The sequence below is a fragment of the Natrialba taiwanensis DSM 12281 genome (genome assembly GCF_000337595.1).
GTDB classification, from domain to species: Archaea; Halobacteriota; Halobacteria; order Halobacteriales; family Natrialbaceae; genus Natrialba; species Natrialba taiwanensis.
Genome location: NZ_AOIL01000028.1, coordinates 60,602 through 77,310 on the forward strand (window position 1 = coordinate 60,602; position 16,709 = coordinate 77,310).

General features: G+C 59.9%; 19 protein-coding genes and 1 tRNA gene. 14 read left to right on the forward strand and 6 right to left on the reverse strand.

Features of this window, described 5'->3' with window-relative positions:
• Positions 1-92 precede the first annotated feature (92 nt).
• The 4 genes from C484_RS08165 to C484_RS08180 all read left to right on the forward strand — a co-directional run bounded on the left by C484_RS08165 (position 93) and on the right by C484_RS08180 (position 4,813).
• Positions 93-512, forward strand: coding sequence for a site-specific integrase (locus tag C484_RS08165; RefSeq protein ID WP_006825468.1), 420 nt, complete (start codon positions 93-95; stop codon positions 510-512).
• Between the two features lie 63 nt (positions 513-575).
• Positions 576-1,100: a site-specific integrase gene (locus C484_RS08170; protein WP_006825469.1), complete on the forward strand. Its 525-nt coding sequence runs from the start codon at positions 576-578 to the stop codon at positions 1,098-1,100.
• Positions 1,101-1,285: 185 nt separating this feature from the next.
• A complete protein-coding gene (locus C484_RS08175; RefSeq protein ID WP_049915161.1) occupies positions 1,286-3,136 on the forward strand; it encodes a hypothetical protein in 1,851 nt (616 codons plus the stop codon).
• A gap of 672 nt (positions 3,137-3,808) precedes the next feature.
• Complete coding sequence (locus tag C484_RS08180; protein WP_006825471.1) at positions 3,809-4,813, forward strand: AAA-associated domain-containing protein; 1,005 nt, start codon at positions 3,809-3,811, stop codon at positions 4,811-4,813.
• 403 nt (positions 4,814-5,216) lie between these two features.
• Here C484_RS08180 and C484_RS08185 read toward each other — a convergent pair.
• A tRNA-Ala gene (locus C484_RS08185) sits at positions 5,217-5,288 on the reverse strand.
• 416 nt (positions 5,289-5,704) lie between these two features.
• On the opposite strand from C484_RS08185, the gene C484_RS08190 reads away from it, so the two are divergent.
• From C484_RS08190 to C484_RS08205, 4 genes are read left to right on the forward strand one after another with little or no spacing between them, the layout of a single operon-like run.
• Positions 5,705-6,175 (forward strand): 30S ribosomal protein S15, encoded by a 471-nt coding sequence (locus C484_RS08190; protein WP_006109942.1) that lies wholly within the window; start codon positions 5,705-5,707, stop codon positions 6,173-6,175.
• Positions 6,176-6,224: 49 nt separating this feature from the next.
• Positions 6,225-7,538 carry a hypothetical protein gene (locus C484_RS08195; protein WP_006825472.1) on the forward strand — a complete coding sequence of 438 codons (1,314 nt, stop codon included), beginning with the start codon at positions 6,225-6,227 and terminating at the stop codon, positions 7,536-7,538.
• A gap of 2 nt (positions 7,539-7,540) precedes the next feature.
• Positions 7,541-7,942, forward strand: a complete 402-nt coding sequence (locus C484_RS08200) for a KEOPS complex subunit Pcc1 (protein ID WP_006825473.1) — start codon at positions 7,541-7,543, stop codon at positions 7,940-7,942.
• Complete coding sequence (locus tag C484_RS08205; RefSeq protein ID WP_006664450.1) at positions 7,935-8,576, forward strand: 30S ribosomal protein S3ae; 642 nt, start codon at positions 7,935-7,937, stop codon at positions 8,574-8,576. Before C484_RS08200 ends, C484_RS08205 begins: the two co-directional genes overlap by 8 nt.
• A gap of 102 nt (positions 8,577-8,678) precedes the next feature.
• Here the strand turns inward: C484_RS08205 and truD are convergent, their stop codons facing one another.
• Positions 8,679-10,124 carry a tRNA pseudouridine(13) synthase TruD gene (gene truD / locus C484_RS08210; protein WP_006825474.1) on the reverse strand — a complete coding sequence of 482 codons (1,446 nt, stop codon included), beginning with the start codon at positions 10,122-10,124 and terminating at the stop codon, positions 8,679-8,681.
• A gap of 202 nt (positions 10,125-10,326) precedes the next feature.
• Here truD and C484_RS08215 point away from each other — a divergent pair, with 202 nt between their 5' ends.
• Together C484_RS08215 and C484_RS08220 are read left to right on the forward strand one after the other, a co-directional pair.
• Positions 10,327-10,548, forward strand: a complete 222-nt coding sequence (locus C484_RS08215; protein WP_006825475.1) for a hypothetical protein — start codon at positions 10,327-10,329, stop codon at positions 10,546-10,548.
• A gap of 155 nt (positions 10,549-10,703) precedes the next feature.
• Positions 10,704-11,174 (forward strand): DUF7344 domain-containing protein, encoded by a 471-nt coding sequence (locus C484_RS08220; protein WP_006825476.1) that lies wholly within the window; start codon positions 10,704-10,706, stop codon positions 11,172-11,174.
• Positions 11,175-11,307: 133 nt separating this feature from the next.
• Here C484_RS08220 and pth2 read toward each other — a convergent pair whose 3' ends face one another.
• Positions 11,308-11,646, reverse strand: a complete 339-nt coding sequence (gene pth2, locus C484_RS08225) for a peptidyl-tRNA hydrolase Pth2 (protein WP_006825477.1) — start codon at positions 11,644-11,646, stop codon at positions 11,308-11,310.
• Positions 11,647-11,750: 104 nt separating this feature from the next.
• Here pth2 and C484_RS08230 point away from each other — a divergent pair, with 104 nt between their 5' ends.
• Both C484_RS08230 and dcd read left to right on the forward strand, forming a co-directional pair.
• Positions 11,751-12,374 carry a DsbA family protein gene (locus C484_RS08230; protein ID WP_006825478.1) on the forward strand — a complete coding sequence of 208 codons (624 nt, stop codon included), beginning with the start codon at positions 11,751-11,753 and terminating at the stop codon, positions 12,372-12,374.
• 81 nt (positions 12,375-12,455) lie between these two features.
• Positions 12,456-13,052 (forward strand): dCTP deaminase, encoded by a 597-nt coding sequence (gene dcd, locus C484_RS08235; protein ID WP_006664444.1) that lies wholly within the window; start codon positions 12,456-12,458, stop codon positions 13,050-13,052.
• Between the two features lie 28 nt (positions 13,053-13,080).
• Here dcd and C484_RS08240 read toward each other — a convergent pair whose 3' ends face one another.
• On the reverse strand, positions 13,081-13,431 hold the full coding sequence (locus C484_RS08240) for a hypothetical protein (RefSeq protein WP_006825479.1): 351 nt from the start codon (positions 13,429-13,431) through the stop codon (positions 13,081-13,083).
• Positions 13,432-13,645: 214 nt separating this feature from the next.
• Here C484_RS08240 and C484_RS08245 point away from each other — a divergent pair, with 214 nt between their 5' ends.
• Both C484_RS08245 and C484_RS08250 read left to right on the forward strand, forming a co-directional pair.
• Positions 13,646-14,545, forward strand: a complete 900-nt coding sequence (locus C484_RS08245) for a thiamine-phosphate synthase family protein (RefSeq protein ID WP_006825480.1) — start codon at positions 13,646-13,648, stop codon at positions 14,543-14,545.
• 134 nt (positions 14,546-14,679) lie between these two features.
• Positions 14,680-15,351 (forward strand): class I SAM-dependent methyltransferase, encoded by a 672-nt coding sequence (locus C484_RS08250; RefSeq protein ID WP_006825481.1) that lies wholly within the window; start codon positions 14,680-14,682, stop codon positions 15,349-15,351.
• 38 nt (positions 15,352-15,389) lie between these two features.
• Here the strand turns inward: C484_RS08250 and C484_RS08255 are convergent, their stop codons facing one another.
• Both C484_RS08255 and C484_RS08260 read right to left on the reverse strand, forming a co-directional pair.
• Positions 15,390-15,800 carry an acyl-CoA thioesterase gene (locus tag C484_RS08255; protein WP_006825482.1) on the reverse strand — a complete coding sequence of 137 codons (411 nt, stop codon included), beginning with the start codon at positions 15,798-15,800 and terminating at the stop codon, positions 15,390-15,392.
• A gap of 116 nt (positions 15,801-15,916) precedes the next feature.
• Positions 15,917-16,687, reverse strand: a complete 771-nt coding sequence (locus C484_RS08260) for a DUF7001 family protein (protein ID WP_006825483.1) — start codon at positions 16,685-16,687, stop codon at positions 15,917-15,919.
• Between the last annotated feature and the right edge of the window lie 22 nt (positions 16,688-16,709).

Genomic DNA, 16,709 nt, shown 5'->3' on the forward strand with positions numbered 1-16,709 from the left:
GCCTGCGCTCACGCTCGCTACGCTCCCTCCGCGCGGGGAGTGTGCCAACCAGAGTGCATCTATCTGGGTGTACGACTCCGTCAACACCAACCATGAGCCTCGAACCATACGCACCACAGGAAGCCGTCACGGACTTCCTCGAAGACCAGAAAGAAGGACAAGCAAAGAACACCGTACAGAACTACAAGTACGCTCTCCGACCGTTCGTGGACTTCTGCCACGAAAACCAAATAGAGAATCTCAATGACCTCACCGGACGGCGACTCAAGGAGTTCAAGACGTGGCGGGGCAAGCAGGTGAGTCTCACCACGCTCCGAAACCAGATGTGGACGCTCAAGAAGTTCATGCGCTTCTGCCAGGCTATCGAAGCCGTACCTCACGGGCTTCCGATGAAGGTGGAAAGCCTCGTGCCTCAGAAAGACGGTAACGACTCGCGGGATGAGTTCATCGAGGCGGAGATAGCTGACGTGATTCTCGACTACCTCGAAAAGTACGAGTACGGTTCACTCTGACACGTCACCTTCCTGCTACTGTGGCGAACAGCCGCACGTCAGGGGAGTATCCACGCTCTCGATGTGGACGACCTCGTGGAAAACCCACCGATGCTGAAGATACGGCATCGTCCAGATACCGGGACTCCGCTGAAGAACAAATCCCACGGTGAGCGTAATGTTCCGCTCTCGAAAGAAGACGTGGAAGTGGTACAGGACTACCTCGAAATGAATCATCCCGGCGGAACGGACAAACACGGACGCGAACCCCTGTTGATGGGCCGGTCGGTCCGTGCGCAAAAGACCACGATTCAGCGGAACGTCTACACGCTCACACGCCCCTGTCACTACGGACAAGAGTGTCCCCACGACCGCAACCCCGATGAATGTGAAGCCACGACCTACAACACTGCCAGTAAGTGTCCATCGAGCGTGAGTCCCCACTCGATACGGAAGGGCCGGATTATGTACCTCCTCGATAACGACGTATCCATTGAGGACGTCTCCGACCTGGTCAACAGCGGCTATGACACAATCAAGCAGTACTATGACAAGCGCTCGAAGACGGAGAAATCCGAGAAGATACGTCAGACGATGCCAGACTGTTAGCCTGTTTTTTAAAACGGGTTTCGGTGCCTGACTCCCGGGGTTTGACCTGGGAGATTGTACTGCAATTTTCGGAGGAATCGACCGCTGTCTGTGGGTTTTCGGTAGTTATATCCAACTGCATCCCGTTATGTACAGTAGAGGCTTTTCCCGCTATCCTTGACGAATCAGCGGGAGGAATCATTCTCATGTCCACAGATACATCTACAGCAGCAGGTCTATCGCAAAATCTCACTCTCGAACAGATCCGATTTCGTCTTGGCGACGTGATATGGAAGGCATTCGAACACCCACAAACCTCACTCATCGAGGCGCTACCGGCTTCGGGCAAGAGTTACGGTGTCCTCAGATGGGCAGCTGAAACAGGAAACCAGATCTCTGTCTTCGCTCCACGGCACGAACTCATGGACGAGTACGAGGACTGGTGTGCGGAAGACGACCTCGACCTTTCGGTTGCGCGGCTTGCTTCCTTCCACCGCGACTGTGAGAGCGTTTCACTCGACGAGAAGGGAAACCCGACAGATGAACTGACGGAGAAGATACTCAGGATATACCGACAGGGAATCAAAGGCGAAACAATCCATCAGAATGCCAGCAGGCTCCTCGGGGAACAACCGCCCTGCCTGGAGCATGGGGAATGTTCGTTCATCGAGGGGATTAATATCGACCCCGAGCCGTACGATGTCCTTCTCGGACACTATCTCCACGCCTACCAGACTGACTGGACGGAGGAACGTTATGTGGCTATCGATGAGTTCCCTGGAGACGCTTTCCTACAAGAGTACACGGGGAAGGTACCACCAGCAGTAACCGCATACGTTGAGGAAGAGGACTTGCTTCCCTTCCGTGACTACGAGGAGCTGTTTGACCGCCAGTCAGAGTTCCGGGAAGAAGTCGAGCTGTGGAAGCAAAAGGTTTGGTCGCACTACGATGCCAATCACGTACTCCAGGCCAAGAACTCGTCTGCACACGCTCTAGGACCGCTAATGACGCTCGCCAATCTGGAGAAAGAGCGGCTGGACAACCGTTGGCGACACGCTGACCTGGGGAACGGGAAAGTAGCGGCCCGGAATACCGAACACGAATGGTCATTCCTCCTTCCGCCGAACCTTGGGGAAGCAGAGAGTGTCGTGGCTCTCGATGGAACACCAGTACTCGAACTGTGGGAACTCGTGATGGGGACAGAGATTGAACGGTTTCCGCTCCTCGATGATAGTGACAGGCAGACATATCTTGAGGATGTTCTCGGGCTGGAAATCGTGCAGACTACTGAGAACTGGAACGCCTATCAGGGTGGAGATGGGGTTTCTCCGACGGTCGATATTCCCGTTGTGGAAAAATTGAACGATCTCCACGACTCTACCCCTGGAGTAATCACCTCGAAGAAGGGGCTAAAACAGTACAAAGGTCGCGGACTGAACTCCTTGGCATCGAGGACGGAAAACTACGGGAACCTCAAGGGCAGCAACAGTTTCGGGACTATACGACTCGGCATCGTACTGGGGAACCCCCATCCTGGAGACGACGTCGTAAAGAAGTGGGGCGCACTCGCCGGTTACTCCATTGAGCGACAGGAAGGGACCTCTGGGGAAGATACCGACTACGGATACTTCGGGAACCGTGTCATGGAGGCGCTGATTCGGAACGAAGTCCTTCAGGCAGTGATGCGGTTCGGACGGGAGGAGGTGGATGGCGAGAAGGGTGCGACTGTGTACGTCCACACGTCAGCTCTACCGGAATGGATAGAGCCAGAGAAGCGAATCGTCTCCGTTGACTCGTGGATGACTCAAGAAAACGGCATGAAGCAGGTGATTGAGGCTATACGTGAACTCAACGAGCGTGACATTCGCGAATGGAAGACTGGGGACGTAGCTGACAGAATCTCCATCTATGCGCGGTATACCCGAGAGCATCTCAAGAACCTCGTCGAACAAGGCTATCTCGAAAGTTGGCAGGGTGGTCGTGGGAATGCTTTCCACTTCTCGAACGTATGTATCGAGGAGGCCCCAGAGTACGGCCACGTTGAGTTCGCCGAGTAGTTTCGGAAGGGAGGCTATAGTGTGATAAATTGAGGGTTCCGAAACTTGTACCAATGCATTGAGGGGGAATAGGACTGAAGTTGGGGGAATCGGGAAAGCTGCTTATTTCAATCGAGTATAACCATGCATCGAGGAACGACTTATTTCGGAGAGTGGCTCCGAACTGATAGGCCAATTCATCCTGTATTCTCAAAAATAAAACAAGAAGAATCCTTAACCCCCTCAATGCTCCGAAACACTCAGGGGATTGATTCGCTGTCAGACTCTCCATACACTCTGTTTCAATATTCGCAGATCGTGTGAAATAACGTATCTCAGGGGAGTATTCATCCGTCTATGCATGGAAATTGCCGAGTTAGGTGATACCGCTATACCATACCGCTGACTCGATATTTCGGACGAGGAGTGAAAGTGGGAGTTCGTTAGTCCGAGTATAGAGGATTAGCTGAAAATGAATATAACTCTAATTCAGTTCATAAACGGTGGGAGAAGACGGAAAACGGCGATAAAACCCACATGTTGGAGGGATATAACCCTCTTCATTGCTCAACTCACTACAATTTTAGTATAGGTCTGAAGGTACTATATCGGACTCTAAGGCACTCAAGCTTCATACTCTCTGTCTGTTGATGGGATAACGTTTTTATATTTGGGGGGTGTAAAAATGATTGAATGGGGAAAGATCGTCTATATGATGTTCCCGGGGTGACGAAGAAGGTACTGCGGCTGGTGATTAAAGGTAAGAACACCCAAGAGGAGCTCGCAGATGGCCTTGAATGTGCTGAGAGAACAGTCTACAATAAGATCCATGATCCGAAGATTCTCGGCTTCCTTGAGAAGGAAGACGGCAGGTATGTCATAAGCGACAAACCCCAGCTTATGAAGCTATTCCAACTCGATGACCGGGGAGTTTTAAAAGAGAAGTTTGAAAATCTACCGGGGGTGCAAGAAGTCAATGATGAGTTAGTCGGTGGGAGTCTTTCTTTTGTTCGGGTCGGACGGATCATCAGTTACTACACCGAATCTGAGGCAATAGACGAGGACGCATTCGTTACATATGGTCGTGTATATTCAAAATGGTTTGACTATCTGGGGATGGGTTATGAGCACAATCAAACACTTTACCGTCAAAAGCCCACAAATTACGAGCAAGGTAGCATCGGTAGAAATTCCGGCGAAGGATTTCCTCAAGTGCGACCAGACAAGGTCTTTGAAGCTCTCGAAATCATAGGGCAGGGAGCCCGCTCACCATCGGAAATAGCAGAGGTCTATGACTACTCGGAGAATCATGTCAATAAGCTACTGAGCACTCTCTATTCTCTTAATTTGGCTTATAGAAACTCAGCAGTAAAATTGACTGAGCTCGGAGAAAGGGTCAAAGACGCACCGGAGGAAGAACGAAAAAAGTTGATCCGTGACTCCTTATTAGATCTCACTCTGGTCAAAAAATACTGCGAATTAGCTCCTGAAAGTCCGTTTAAGAATCAGGAACTAATGGAGCAAGTCGGTAGAAGCCTTGGTCGAGACTGGAGCGATACTACCCGGTCGACTAATGCTAAAAGAATCTACCAATGGCTATTGTACTCCGAACTGTTTAGGGAAGTGAAAAGAGGGACATTAGCCCCTACAGCTACGGCGAACCGAAAGGGTGTAGCATCTTTGGGGGATTATGAGTAACTCTGAATCGGGCGTTTGGAGTCTGATTCTCTCCTCCTTGATGAGCACTTCCCCGGAAATCCGTCCGCAAAATCAGAAAATTCGCGCGCGGAGCTACATACCGATCTCGCGCACGCACCATGCAATGTTCCAACCGGGGTAGGAATTCATTGAACCGGTCAGTACTCTCCTCCTCAATGCATTGTTACTCCCCCTTTCGGAATCGCGTCTCTACTAACCAATACGTTGCCTTCCGAAACTCGATTGTAGAAAACCCAAGTACGTCGAAGGGATAGAGAGGTAACGGTGGGAGGCCACAAGGGACGATTTTGGCGGGTGAAAGCGGCAAGGCAGACGTTCAACGGTGTTGTGGGTTTATAAAGAGGCCGCGCCTTCTGTCGATTGTTGACGGAGAGAACTTGGATGGACTCGCCGGGATTTGAACCCGGGGCCTCTCCCATGCCAAGGGAGTGATCTACCCCTGATCTACGAGCCCTCGTTCGCAGTACTTGCTTTCCCACGGGAATAGATAAACCCCTCGAAATCGTCGGGGTGGCCCTGTCGTTACCTCACACGCCGACTCTATTCGTCTCTCCGACGAGTTCAGTGGCCGCGCCGATCCGTTCGATCCCCCGCTCGTGGAACGCTGTTTGGCGCAGGTCGGTCCCCCGATGCCGCGGCGAAACGAAAGCATATTGAAGACTGCCGCGACGGTCGCTCTAGATCTAGAAACCCTTTAGTCCGTCCCGCTGAAAGCGACGGTGGGAAGCGCACGGCCGCAAATCTGACTGTGCCACTCGCTTGGGTGGCTTGGGATTGCGGAAGTGCATCATGCACGTTCAGACAGTTGGGTCGCTGTACGGCATCGACTGTCGCGTCTTCGAGCGGTCAGTGCGGTTCCTATCCTCACCAATGGCACGAATGCATACGCGCCGTCGTGGCTCGTCCGGTTCGGACAAGCCCGCGGCAGACGAACCACCGGAGTGGAGCGACGTCGACCCCGACGAAGTCGAACAGCGGGTCGTCGAACTGGCAGAACAGGGCCACGATCCCAGCCAGATCGGGATCAAACTGCGTGACGAGGGTGTCACAGGAACGCCTGTCCCGGACGTGAAGCTGGTGACGGGCAAGAAGATCACCCAGATCCTCGACGAAAACGATGCCAAGGCAGACATCCCCGAGGATCTCCGTAATCTGATGGAGCGCGCCATCCGCCTGCGCGAGCACGTCCAGGAGAATCCGCAGGACTACCAGAACAAGCGTGCCCTGCAGAACACGGAGTCGAAGGTCCGCCGACTCGCCGACTACTACCGCGGCGACGAACTCGAGCCGGACTTTGCGTACTCCTACGAGATCGCGGTCGATCTCCTCGAAGAGAACTAACGCGTCCGACTCGTCGAGACACGACCACCTGCACGATCATCCACGTTCAATGTCCACTGACGGCCACGCCGGCTCTACCGCCGTGACACACGCCCCCGACATCGAGAGCGCCGGCTTCGTTCGCATCGTCACGCGAGCGGACGGCGATGCGCTCGCAGCGAGCGGTATTCTCGCCACGGCGCTCTCTGATTCGGGAATCCCATTTCAGGTGACGGTCGCCCGAACGGTCGGTGATCGAACCGACCGAGTTCAGGGACAGGATGAGCGAGACAGCGACGAGCTGACGGTCGTCTTCGGTGCCGTCGACGCGGGTAATGCCAAGGCCGTCGTCCGGTTGGACTCGGACGACCGTCCGGCAACGCTCGCAGCGACCGACCTCGTTCGCGAGTTCAGTACGGACGGCTCGACGGCAGTCGCCGGGGTTGATCCGGTGCTCGCGCTTGCTGGTCTCGTCGCAGCCGGTGTCGAACCCGGCGCTGGCGAGAGCGAATGGCTCCTCGAGAGTGCTCGTGAACGCGGGCTCGTCGAGCGCCGACCCGGTGTCGCGGTTCCGACCGTCGACCCGGTCGACGGCCTGGCGCACTCGACGCGATTGTGCGCGCCGTGGTCGGGCGATCCCGAGGCGACTCGCGATGCGCTCGCGGGTACTGAACTCGAGTTCGACGAGCCAGCCTCGTTCGGCGCGGACGCGCATCGGACGATCGGCTCGCTCGTCGCGCTCGATGTCGTGGGAGCCGAGGCGGCCACCGATGCGGCCGCAACGTCGATCCAGCGCGTGCTACAGCCGTACGCGATTACCGGGACTGGATCCGATTCTGAGGACGAGTACGCCTTTCCCACCGTCGGCGGCTACGCCGACGTGCTCGAGGCGACGGCTCGCACGGAACCCGGTACGGGAGCCGCACTGGCGATGGGCCACGACGCCGTCGGACCGGCGCTTTCGGCCTGGCGAACGCACGGAAAACGCGCACACGACGCGCTCGAGACGGCCTCGACCGGCCGCTACGACGGGTTGTTCGTCGTCGGTATCGACGCCGGTCCCGTCGAAGCGGTTGCTCGCCTGGCCGTCGAGTTCCGATCGCCGGAGCCGACGGTGCTCGCCATCGGCGATGGTGAAGCGGCGATCGCGACTCGCGAGTCCGAGTCGCTTGCGGCGACCGTCGAAGCGGTGACGCGAGAACTCGACGCCGATGGGATCCGTGCCGAGTACGATGTTGGGCATCGCCGCGGATATCTGCAGTACGACGTCACCGTCGATGACGCTGCTGCGGACGATAGCGTTGGAGGCGACGAGAGCGCGGAAGACGAAGAGAGAACGGTGGACAATTCGACGATCATCGCGGCAGTGAGGGAGCACTACTGATCATGCCATCGGAGACAGACACGGAGCTGGCACCAGCACCTCACGGACGCGCCACGATCCGCACCGACCACGACGATCCCGAACTCGTCGCACGGGCGCTTCGCCCGGACAACACCGACGAGATGGAGACCGTCGTGGCGGACGAGACGACCGTCGTCACCCGGATCGAGCGCGAGACGACGGGCGGACTGCACTCGACGGTCGACGACTACGTCGTCAATCTCGAGGTTGCAGTCGATGTTGCTCGCATGGCGCGAGACGCTCCCGATGGGCGAGACGACAATGTCGCGGATAGCGACGCCACGGACGCCCCGCCCGCAGACGCGACTGAACAGCACGACGACCCAGCGGACACGGGTACTGTGTCCGACGCTGATACCACAACACAAGAACACAATGAGTGAACGCTCAGTCTCACGTGCGAAACAGGAAAAGCGGTGGTACACCGTGCTCGCTCCGGAGCAGTTCGACCGGACCGAACTCGGCGAGACCCCCGCAGATGAACCGGAAAAAGTCTACGACCGAACCATCGAAACGACGCTCGGCGACCTCAACAACAACGCCAGCGAGAACAACACAAAGCTGACCTTCAAGATCACGGACGTCGGCAGCGACACCGCCTACACCGAGTTCCAGAAGCACTCGCTGACCCGCGACTACCTGCGCTCGTTGGTCCGCCGCGGTGCCTCGAAGATCGAGGCCTACGTCACCGTCCTCACGACGGACGACTACCGCGTGCAGGTCCAGCCAGTCGCTTTCACGACCAAGAAGGCGGACGCAAGCCAGGAGAAAGCCATCCGCGAACAGATGGTCCAGATGGTCGAGGAGGCGGCCGCGGAGCGCACCTTCGAGGAACTCATCGACGGTGTCGTCGAGGGGCGACTCTCGTCGGCGATCTACGGCGAAGCCAAGACGATCTACCCGCTTCGCCGGGTCGAGATCCAGAAGGCAACGCTCGAAGCCCACCCCGAGGAAGTCGCCGAAGAGGAAGCGACCGCGGTCGATGTCGACGACGAAGACGTCGCGACGAGCGACTAACCGATTCGACTGAGACGCCCGTTTTGTTTTTTCGCCGCCAGCATCCGAGCAGCGCCGCCGGAAGAACAACCACTGTCTGCTCCTGAAGCGACGAGTTCGTTGTTAGCCGAGATGGATCGGATCGACCTTCATGAACTCTCGCAGGACGACCGTTGCGTACGACCCCTTGGGAAGCGAAAACGAGAGGGTGAGTGCATCTGACTCGTCTTGCTCGGCCTGCTCGGCCTGCTCAATGCCGAGTGCAGTGCGGAGGAGGATCGGTCGTCGCGTGCCTGTCGAGTGGAACTCGCCAGGGAGGTCGAAGTCGCCGGGTTCGAGGCCAAGGTCGTCCAGCACGTCTCGCTCGATTTCGCCAGGTTTGCCGTCGGCGAGTTCAGTGTCGGTGCCGACGAGCGGAGCGGTGACGAAGGCGCGGTTGCGCTCGCAGTGGCGGGTTACTGATTGGATGCGGCGCTCGTCGACGCGCTGGAGGCGGTCGGTATCGGGGAGCGTGAGTTCGGCGGGGATGTCGTCGCCGGTGTCGGTAAAGCAGACGCCGTCGCCGGCGACGGGGCGGTCGAAGGGAAGGCCGCGTTCGAGACGTTCGCCAAGGAACAGGTTGAACGCGTAGGATTGGGCGGCGTGGACGAACAGGCGCTGGAGGTTCGAGGGGACGGACTCGAGTGCGGCACGGAAGTCGTCGGGGCCGGGGTCGCCGTCGCACGCGGCGAGTTCGTGAAGCATCGAGCGTTCGTAGCGCAGCCGATTCGGGAATCGGTCGAGCGCCTGTTGCCAGTCTCTCGTCTCCTCGATGAACGTCCGGGCCGCCTGCGTCCCGTCGGGTTCGGCCTCGGTCGGAGCGCCCAGGTAGGCCATCACCGCGCCTTCCCAGTCGCCGCGGGCGATTTCGAGGCCGACTTCGTGGGTGACCGGGCGGCGGCTGCCGAACCGCTGCTGGCCGAAGTAGTTGGGGACGCCGATCGGGGCGGAATCGCTCGGTTCGGTTGCTCCCGACCCGTCGGCCGACGGTCCGCCGTCGCTGTCGTCGTCGGTTCGACCGACCGTCCCGTCGAACGATCCGAACGCCCGTAGTTCGCGGGCGATATCGGTCGCGTTCGCCGGCTCCGCGGGATCGCTGATGACGACCTCGAAGGCGTTGCCCGCAAGGTCGCCGAACTCGAGCGAGCGGCCGGCGCGCCCGAGGGGTTCGAGTTCAGCGTCGTTGATGTCCGGCAGGTCCACCGCGTCCGTGCTGTAGACCGAAAAGAGCTGTGTAGTGACGGCATATTTGTCCTTGGTGCCGGCCCAGTTGATCCGTTCGCGGGAGACGCCGAGGGCGTCCGAGATGCGCGCGGCGAAGTCGTTCGTGTCCCACCCGTGAAGCGTCGCCCGGAAGACGAAGTGCGGATAGGCGTCTGTCGACGCGTCGATCGGTTCGGTTGAGAAGCGTTCGAGTTCACGAACGCGAAAGTGGTCGTCGGCCGCACGGAGGCGGCCGCCGGTGCCGTCGGTGTCGCTGACGTAGGCTGTCATTCCGACGGCGTGTTCGGTGGGGTGTGCCGGGCGCATGCTGATGGGAGGTTTGCGTGCGGAGACTAAATCGGTTTGTTCTCGCGGTCCACGCAGTGTGTCGGCTGGTGTCCGTCTCGGCGCTCTCCGCGGGCGGTCATCGGGAGTCGTGAACGGATCGGGACGGGCCGATACGGTTATTGCCGCTGCTTGCCTCCTGGCAACAGGCAATCGAGTATCGATCTGTCTTTGCCGCCCGATCATGAATACGAATCACTCCCCCGAGGATCACACAGAAGCGACGGAGACCTTCGAAGCGGACCTCAAAACGCTGATCACGTCCGCGTTCGCACACGGTGCCGCCATCGAAGCGACGTGGGTGATCACGACGCCACTGGCTGATGCCCCCGACTGGATCGTCACGGTCGAACGCGAGAACTCGGATCCGCAGTCGTCTGACTCGCATGCGTCACCGGAGAAATGAGCCGAACCGATCAGTACTGCTGATGTTTTGTTCCCCCTTCATGAATCGACAATAAAGGTTATATGAACCCCCGTCAATTTGTACGTGTACTCTACTGAAGTCGGGGCGCGAGAGTCGTCGGCAATCGAGAGAAGTGTAAGTGAAGTACGGAGCGTATGATGTCCGATACACGCAACTCCATCGATGACGCGACGGAACCACGACTGATCACTTCGACCGACCTGTTTGCCGCCTTCGCCGTCAAACGGCGACAGTATACGCTCGCCTATCTGGCGGCACACCCAATGCCGGTCTCGATCACTGACCTCGCTACCTTTATCACACGGTCAGAACTCAAGTCCGACGACAGTTCGCTCGATGCGACCGACGATATGGCCGAACGGCAGCTTTCCCATACCAATGGCCGCTACACTGACCGCTACGAACGCGTCCTGACCGACCTCTATCACGTCCACCTGCCACACCTGTCCGATGCCGGCCTCCTCACCGCAACCGACGAGACTGAACTCGTCGAGTTGACGGTCGATCGGTGTGTTCTGTCGCCGTATCTCGACCTTGCCGGGGTTACCGTTGATCTTGACAGTACCACCGACATCGACATCGAAATCGACGGTGACAGTGCATAACGCGACCAGCACGTGCGGTACAGTTAGTCGAATGATGCGAACTGTTGTCAGTCAGTTCCAGCGCATCCGCGACCCGTCCTGCGGTTGCACCGGAAAATCGAGACAGCAGACCGTCTGATACAGACCGTGGGAGTTAGAACAACGAGAGTTCACCGGTCACGCTATCGACCCGGTCATCGCCGGCCGGTCCGACCGCAAGCGCAGTGACGGTCCCCGGCTCGAGTTGCGTGTGGCCGGCATCCCGGATGATCGCGTTCGGAATGCCGTCTCGATCCGCAATCTCCGCGAGTTCGTGGAGTTGGCGCTCGCTCGTTCCTTTGAGGACGACCTTCTTCTGTCCGCCTTGCTTCCACTGATTCCGAAGTTGACTATCGGCCTTCTCGTAGGCCGACAACGACGCGTGTGCGACCTGTGCGGCGAGTTTTCCCTGTCCCATTCCGATATCCGTTCGGGCGACGATGGCCTGTTTCATACGGGTGTTCTCGAGGGGGGCAGGTAAAGCAACGGCGATTACGAGCATCGGGTGGCAGTTGTGACGACCGATACGCATTTCGTTCGAGAGGACGAACGGCCACTATGAGGCGAACGCGGCGAGCGATTCTCGCCACGACGGCGGCCGTCGGTATCGGTGGTGTTGCTGGCTGTCTCGGGAATGGGGGCCCACCGGATGCACCGGTCAACGGCGATTCGGACGCCGACGTGTCCGTTACTATCTACGAAGACTTCTCCTGTCATTTCTGCCAGGCGTTCAAACTCCAGGTCTATCCCGAACTCGAAAATCAGTACATCGAACCGGGAGAGATTCAGTACGAGTTCCGCGATTTCCCGGTTCCGGTAAAGGAGAAATGGTCGTGGGAAGTTGCCAGCGCGGCACGCGAGGTCTTCGAGGACGAAGGTAACGACGCCTTCTGGACTTTCGCGAGCGACATCTACGAGCACCTCGGGTCCTACACCTACGATGTCATCGAGGAGGTCGCTGACGACGCCGGAGCGGATGGCGGGGCCGTCCGCGAGGCCGCCGAGGACGAGCAACACCGATCGGTGATCGAGGACAACAAGTCCCACGGCGACTCGAACGATGTCGCCGGGACGCCGACCGTCTTCGTCGACGGCGAGCAAGTCGAGTTCTACGAGAGCGACGACTTCGTGATGATGGCACTCGAGCAGACGACGACGGCGATCGAAAACGCACTGGAGTAAGTGGAGAGCGGAAGGCCGCGTCGGTCCGGCGCGACGACGGCAATCGGAACAGTTTCACATCCACCGTTCGACTCGTCGGATATGATCCTCTCCGATGCGGACATCAGCCGCCGACTCGACGCGGGCGACCTCGTCGTCGAACCGCTCGACGATCCGGAACTGCAGATCCAACCGGCGAGTATCGACCTCCGACTGGGACGGGAATTCCTCGAGTTCCAGCGGACGAACATCCCCTGCATTCACCCCGACTCCGAGCGCGAGGTCGACGAGTACGTCACCGAGACGCTCGTCGAGGACGGCGACGACTTTATTCTCCATCCGGGCGATTTCGTTCTCGGAACGACCTACGAGCGCGTCGAGATTCCGGCGGACCTGATCGCCCACGTCGAGGGCCGCTCCTCGCTCGGCCGCCTCGCCGTCGTGGTCCACGCCACTGCGGGTCTCTGTGATCCCGGCTACCGGGGACAGATCACACTCGAACTCTCGAATCTCGGAACGGCACCCGTCGCGCTGACGCCGGGCATGCGTATCTCACAGCTTACCTTTACGGAACTCAAGACGGAGGCGGAACGGCCCTACGGCAGCGAGCGCGGCTCGAAGTATCAGGATCAGGACGGTCCGCAGGCCTCGCGCATCCAGAGCGACCACGAGTTCGGCGGCGAACAACTGGACCGCTAACGGACGACCGTCCCGCGAACTCGAATCTTCACCGATACCGGGCGACCGCAATCGCGACGGCGAGCCCCAAAACGACGCCGACGGCGAGCGAACTGACGGCACCGAATATCGTGCCGGCCGCGATGAGGATACCGCCGACGAGACCGACTGCGAATCCGCCCATTGCGCCCGCAAGATCAGGCCTCCCGTCGGAGGTGTCGTCGGTGAGTTTCAGGGCGACGCCGATCGTTGCAACGGCACCGGTGACGAAGCCGGCCGGCAGCCCGAGGAACTGCGGATACGCGACCCAGTGACCCGTGATCTCGGTCACCCCGAGTCCAATTCCGAGAAATGCGGCGATGCCGGCACCGATCGCGACGACAACTGCCTTGACGCTCATCGATCCGTTCGTTTACACCCCAGCGATAAGTATGTTCGAGTTCAGGTCGGCCGTCTCTGCACTCGATCTGCACACCTGACGTGCGATCTGGGGTTTGTGGCCCGTCAATCGCGATCCGCGATCCCCGAGCCGCGAGCCACGATCCGCGAACCGCAAACGACAGCCCGAATCCCCGGAAAGTTAACCCCGCTGCGGTCCAAGTCCAGCCTACCGAATGCAATTCGTCGAAGAACTAGTGGTCGACGAGTTCCTGCCGACGGTCCGCTCGCTCCTGGCCGGGGAGTTGCGCGACCGGGGGCTCACCCAGAGCGAAGTCGCCACCGTCCTTGGGATCAGCCAGAGCGCCGTCTCGAAGTACGCTCACGGCGACGTTGCCACGAACGACCGTATCGCCGCCGACGAGCGCGTCGACAGCCTCGTCGACGAACTCGGTGCCGGACTCGCGTCCGGGGACATCACGCCCGTCCAGGCGTTGATCGAAATCGAGGTCCTCATCCGCGAACTCGAAACCGGCGGCGACCTGCTCGCTCAGCTCCACGAAGAGGCCGTTCCCGAACTCGCCGATCACGGATCGAGCTTCCGGGTGCACGATCCCGAGAACGACCGGCGGACCAGCGAGCGCGTCCTCTCGTCGCTCAGACGCGGCCTGCGGATTCTCGAGAACGCGAGCGGCTTCGCCGGCTTGATCCCAGCGGTCGGCTCGAACCTGGTCGCCTGCACGCCCGATGCATCGAATATTGACGACGTCGCCGGCGTTCCCGGGCGGATCTTCGACGTGAAGGGAAAGGCGACGGTGCCGGCCGATCCCGAATTCGGCGTCTCCGAACACGTCGCGACGGTCCTGCTCTCGGCGCGCCGCCACGGCGCGACCGCCGAAGCGGCGATCAACGTCCGGTACGACGCCGACGTGCTCGCCGAACTCGAGGAGCAGGGCCACGAAACGGCCGAGTTCGACGAGAGCGACGATGTCGGCTCGAGCGTCGGTGCGGCGATCGACGACCACCCCGACGCGACGGTGCTGTACCAGACCGGCGGGCCGGGAATCGAACCGCTGATCTACCTCCTGGGTCCGGACGCGGAAGCCGTCTCGGACGACGTGCGCTCGCTGCTCTAATCTGGAGACCGGAGAGAAACCCGCCGCTGCGGATGACGCGCCGTCCCGATCGCCGCCCCAGCGCCACCGCAAGCTTTTGGGACACCTGTCGAGAACACAGACCGAACGCGACGAACGGAGACCGGAACCGACCGATGACGATCGAAACCACACAGGAGTTCTACGGGCGCTGGGCGCACCTCTACGATCTGATCGCGCGTCGAACACCGGGCGTGTCGCGGCTTCGGCGGCGGGTCGCCGCCGCCTGCCGACTCGATCCCGGCGATACCGTCGTCGAGATGGGCTGTGGAACCGGAGCGAACCTCCCCTATCTCCGCGAGCAGGTCGGCCCCGAGGGTACCGTCATCGGTATCGACGTGACGCGGCCGGTACTCGACCGCGCCACCGCCACGGCGGCCGACCGATACGACAACGTCCACGTCGTCCGCGGGGATGCGACGCGGCCACCGATCCCGTCCACCGGCATCGACGCCGTGCTCGCAACCTTCGTCGTCGGCATGCTCGACGATCCCGCCGGGGCGGTCGACGACTGGTGCGAACGCGTCGGCCCCGGCGGCCACGTCGTCCTCGCCAATGCCGCCCGCAGCGAGGCGTGGTACGCCCCGCCGGTCAACGCCGTCTTCCGCGCCATCGTCGTCCTCTCGACCCCGCCGACGACGCAACTTCGCTACGAGTATCCGCCCCACGTGCGGCTGGACGAGCGCATCGATGCGGCACACACCCGACTCAGAGCGAACTCGAGCGCCGTCGCCGACGAAACGCACCTCTTCGGCGTCGTTCGACTCACCGGTGGTGAACTCGAGTAACTATCGATGAGACGGCAAAACAGAACCGAAGTTCAGGACTACGCCGGTGCCTCGAGTTCTTCGAACTCGCGAACTCGATTCCGGACCGTGTCCGAAAGCGGCGTCGGGTGTCCCGTGTCGGGATCGACGCGGACAATCGTCGTTTCCGCGGTCGCGGCAATTTCGTCGCCGGTACGGATCTCGTAGGCCAGCGTACAACTGCTGTCGCCGAGGTCAGTCACTTCGAGCGCGACGACGGGGTCGTCGTCCATCGTAATCGGACGTTCGTACGAAATTTCGAGATTCGCGATGACGAACGCCAGTTCCTCCTGGGGAGTCTCGAGAACGTCCGCGATGTAGTCGGTTCGGGCGGCTTCGAGGTAACTCGCGTAGACGGCGTGGTTGACGTGATCCATCGGATCGAGGTCGCGGTACCGAACGGGAACCGCGACGGTAAACTTCTCACTCATTGTGTGTTTCGAAAGCGGGTCGCACAAAAGTACACATCGGTTTCGACGAGTTGCCGCTTCGCGAATTCGGGAGAGCGACGAAACGCGGATCCGGACGTGTCGAACGACGACAGCGGCTACGCCGACTCGCCGTACATCGCGGCGTGCTCGGCACAGAACGCGGGCTCGCGCAACTGCGCCTCGATCAGTTCCTCGTGATAGTGCGCGTTAAAGAGTCGGCAGGAGTCCCGCTCGCAGAACGGTTCGCCCGTCTCCAGATAGTGCACTGCCTGCAGGACATACCCCTTCAGCGCGTCGGTCGTCCGCGGATCGTCCGCGACCAGGAACTCGCCTTCGACCTGATTCTCGAGCACTTCCCGCGGCGGCGTATCGCCCGACAACAGGGCATGGCGCTGCTTCTCTTCGTAGTACGCCTCGGGCTTCGCCGGCGCTTCGTAGAGGCCGGGGACCGAGATCAGCGCCGGCTGTCCGAGGACGGAAACTCGCTTGTGCCAGCGGCCGTCGTGCTCGCCCCAGGTCCCGATCGCTCTGTCGAGCACCGGAACGTGTACCGCATCGAGTTCACGATCGGCCGCCGGCAACGCCTCGTTCAGCGCGCGCTGAATTCCGATACCATCGTAGAGTACCCCTCCCTCGCGCTCGGGATCATCGAGCGCTCGCTCCTCGTATCGGATCGTCCCCAGCATGGTGTTTCCCGTGCTGAACTCGTGCGGCGATTGCACGCGCGCCTCGGCGAACCGTTCGGCGAGGTCGTCGGTGCGGTGTACGTCGAGGAACCGATCGCGAACGGAAACGGAAGCGTCGACGTGCGCTTCGAGCCAGCCGGCGATGGCCTCAATGTCGGCCACCGTCGTCGGCGCTCGATAAATGACGATTTGCTCGACCATATATTCTCTAGTTGTACCACAG

What these genes read in the sequence shown, in the direction of transcription:
- C484_RS08250 (WP_006825481.1), top strand. Translation starts at nt 14,680, where the DNA reads ATGACGATCGAAACCACACAGGAGTTCTACGGGCGCTGGGCGCACCTC.
- C484_RS08180 (WP_006825471.1), top strand. Translation starts at nt 3,809, where the DNA reads ATGGGGAAAGATCGTCTATATGATGTTCCCGGGGTGACGAAGAAGGTA.
- pth2 (WP_006825477.1), bottom strand. Translation starts at nt 11,646, where the DNA reads ATGAAACAGGCCATCGTCGCCCGAACGGATATCGGAATGGGACAGGGA.
- truD (WP_006825474.1), bottom strand. Translation starts at nt 10,124, where the DNA reads ATGCGCCCGGCACACCCCACCGAACACGCCGTCGGAATGACAGCCTAC.
- C484_RS08220 (WP_006825476.1), top strand. Translation starts at nt 10,704, where the DNA reads ATGATGTCCGATACACGCAACTCCATCGATGACGCGACGGAACCACGA.
- C484_RS08245 (WP_006825480.1), top strand. Translation starts at nt 13,646, where the DNA reads ATGCAATTCGTCGAAGAACTAGTGGTCGACGAGTTCCTGCCGACGGTC.
- C484_RS08260 (WP_006825483.1), bottom strand. Translation starts at nt 16,687, where the DNA reads ATGGTCGAGCAAATCGTCATTTATCGAGCGCCGACGACGGTGGCCGAC.
- C484_RS08205 (WP_006664450.1), top strand. Translation starts at nt 7,935, where the DNA reads ATGAGTGAACGCTCAGTCTCACGTGCGAAACAGGAAAAGCGGTGGTAC.
- C484_RS08255 (WP_006825482.1), bottom strand. Translation starts at nt 15,800, where the DNA reads ATGAGTGAGAAGTTTACCGTCGCGGTTCCCGTTCGGTACCGCGACCTC.
- C484_RS08165 (WP_006825468.1), top strand. Translation starts at nt 93, where the DNA reads ATGAGCCTCGAACCATACGCACCACAGGAAGCCGTCACGGACTTCCTC.
- C484_RS08190 (WP_006109942.1), top strand. Translation starts at nt 5,705, where the DNA reads ATGGCACGAATGCATACGCGCCGTCGTGGCTCGTCCGGTTCGGACAAG.
- C484_RS08230 (WP_006825478.1), top strand. Translation starts at nt 11,751, where the DNA reads ATGAGGCGAACGCGGCGAGCGATTCTCGCCACGACGGCGGCCGTCGGT.
- C484_RS08215 (WP_006825475.1), top strand. Translation starts at nt 10,327, where the DNA reads ATGAATACGAATCACTCCCCCGAGGATCACACAGAAGCGACGGAGACC.
- C484_RS08195 (WP_006825472.1), top strand. Translation starts at nt 6,225, where the DNA reads ATGTCCACTGACGGCCACGCCGGCTCTACCGCCGTGACACACGCCCCC.
- C484_RS08240 (WP_006825479.1), bottom strand. Translation starts at nt 13,431, where the DNA reads ATGAGCGTCAAGGCAGTTGTCGTCGCGATCGGTGCCGGCATCGCCGCA.
- C484_RS08200 (WP_006825473.1), top strand. Translation starts at nt 7,541, where the DNA reads ATGCCATCGGAGACAGACACGGAGCTGGCACCAGCACCTCACGGACGC.
- dcd (WP_006664444.1), top strand. Translation starts at nt 12,456, where the DNA reads ATGATCCTCTCCGATGCGGACATCAGCCGCCGACTCGACGCGGGCGAC.
- C484_RS08175 (WP_049915161.1), top strand. Translation starts at nt 1,286, where the DNA reads ATGTCCACAGATACATCTACAGCAGCAGGTCTATCGCAAAATCTCACT.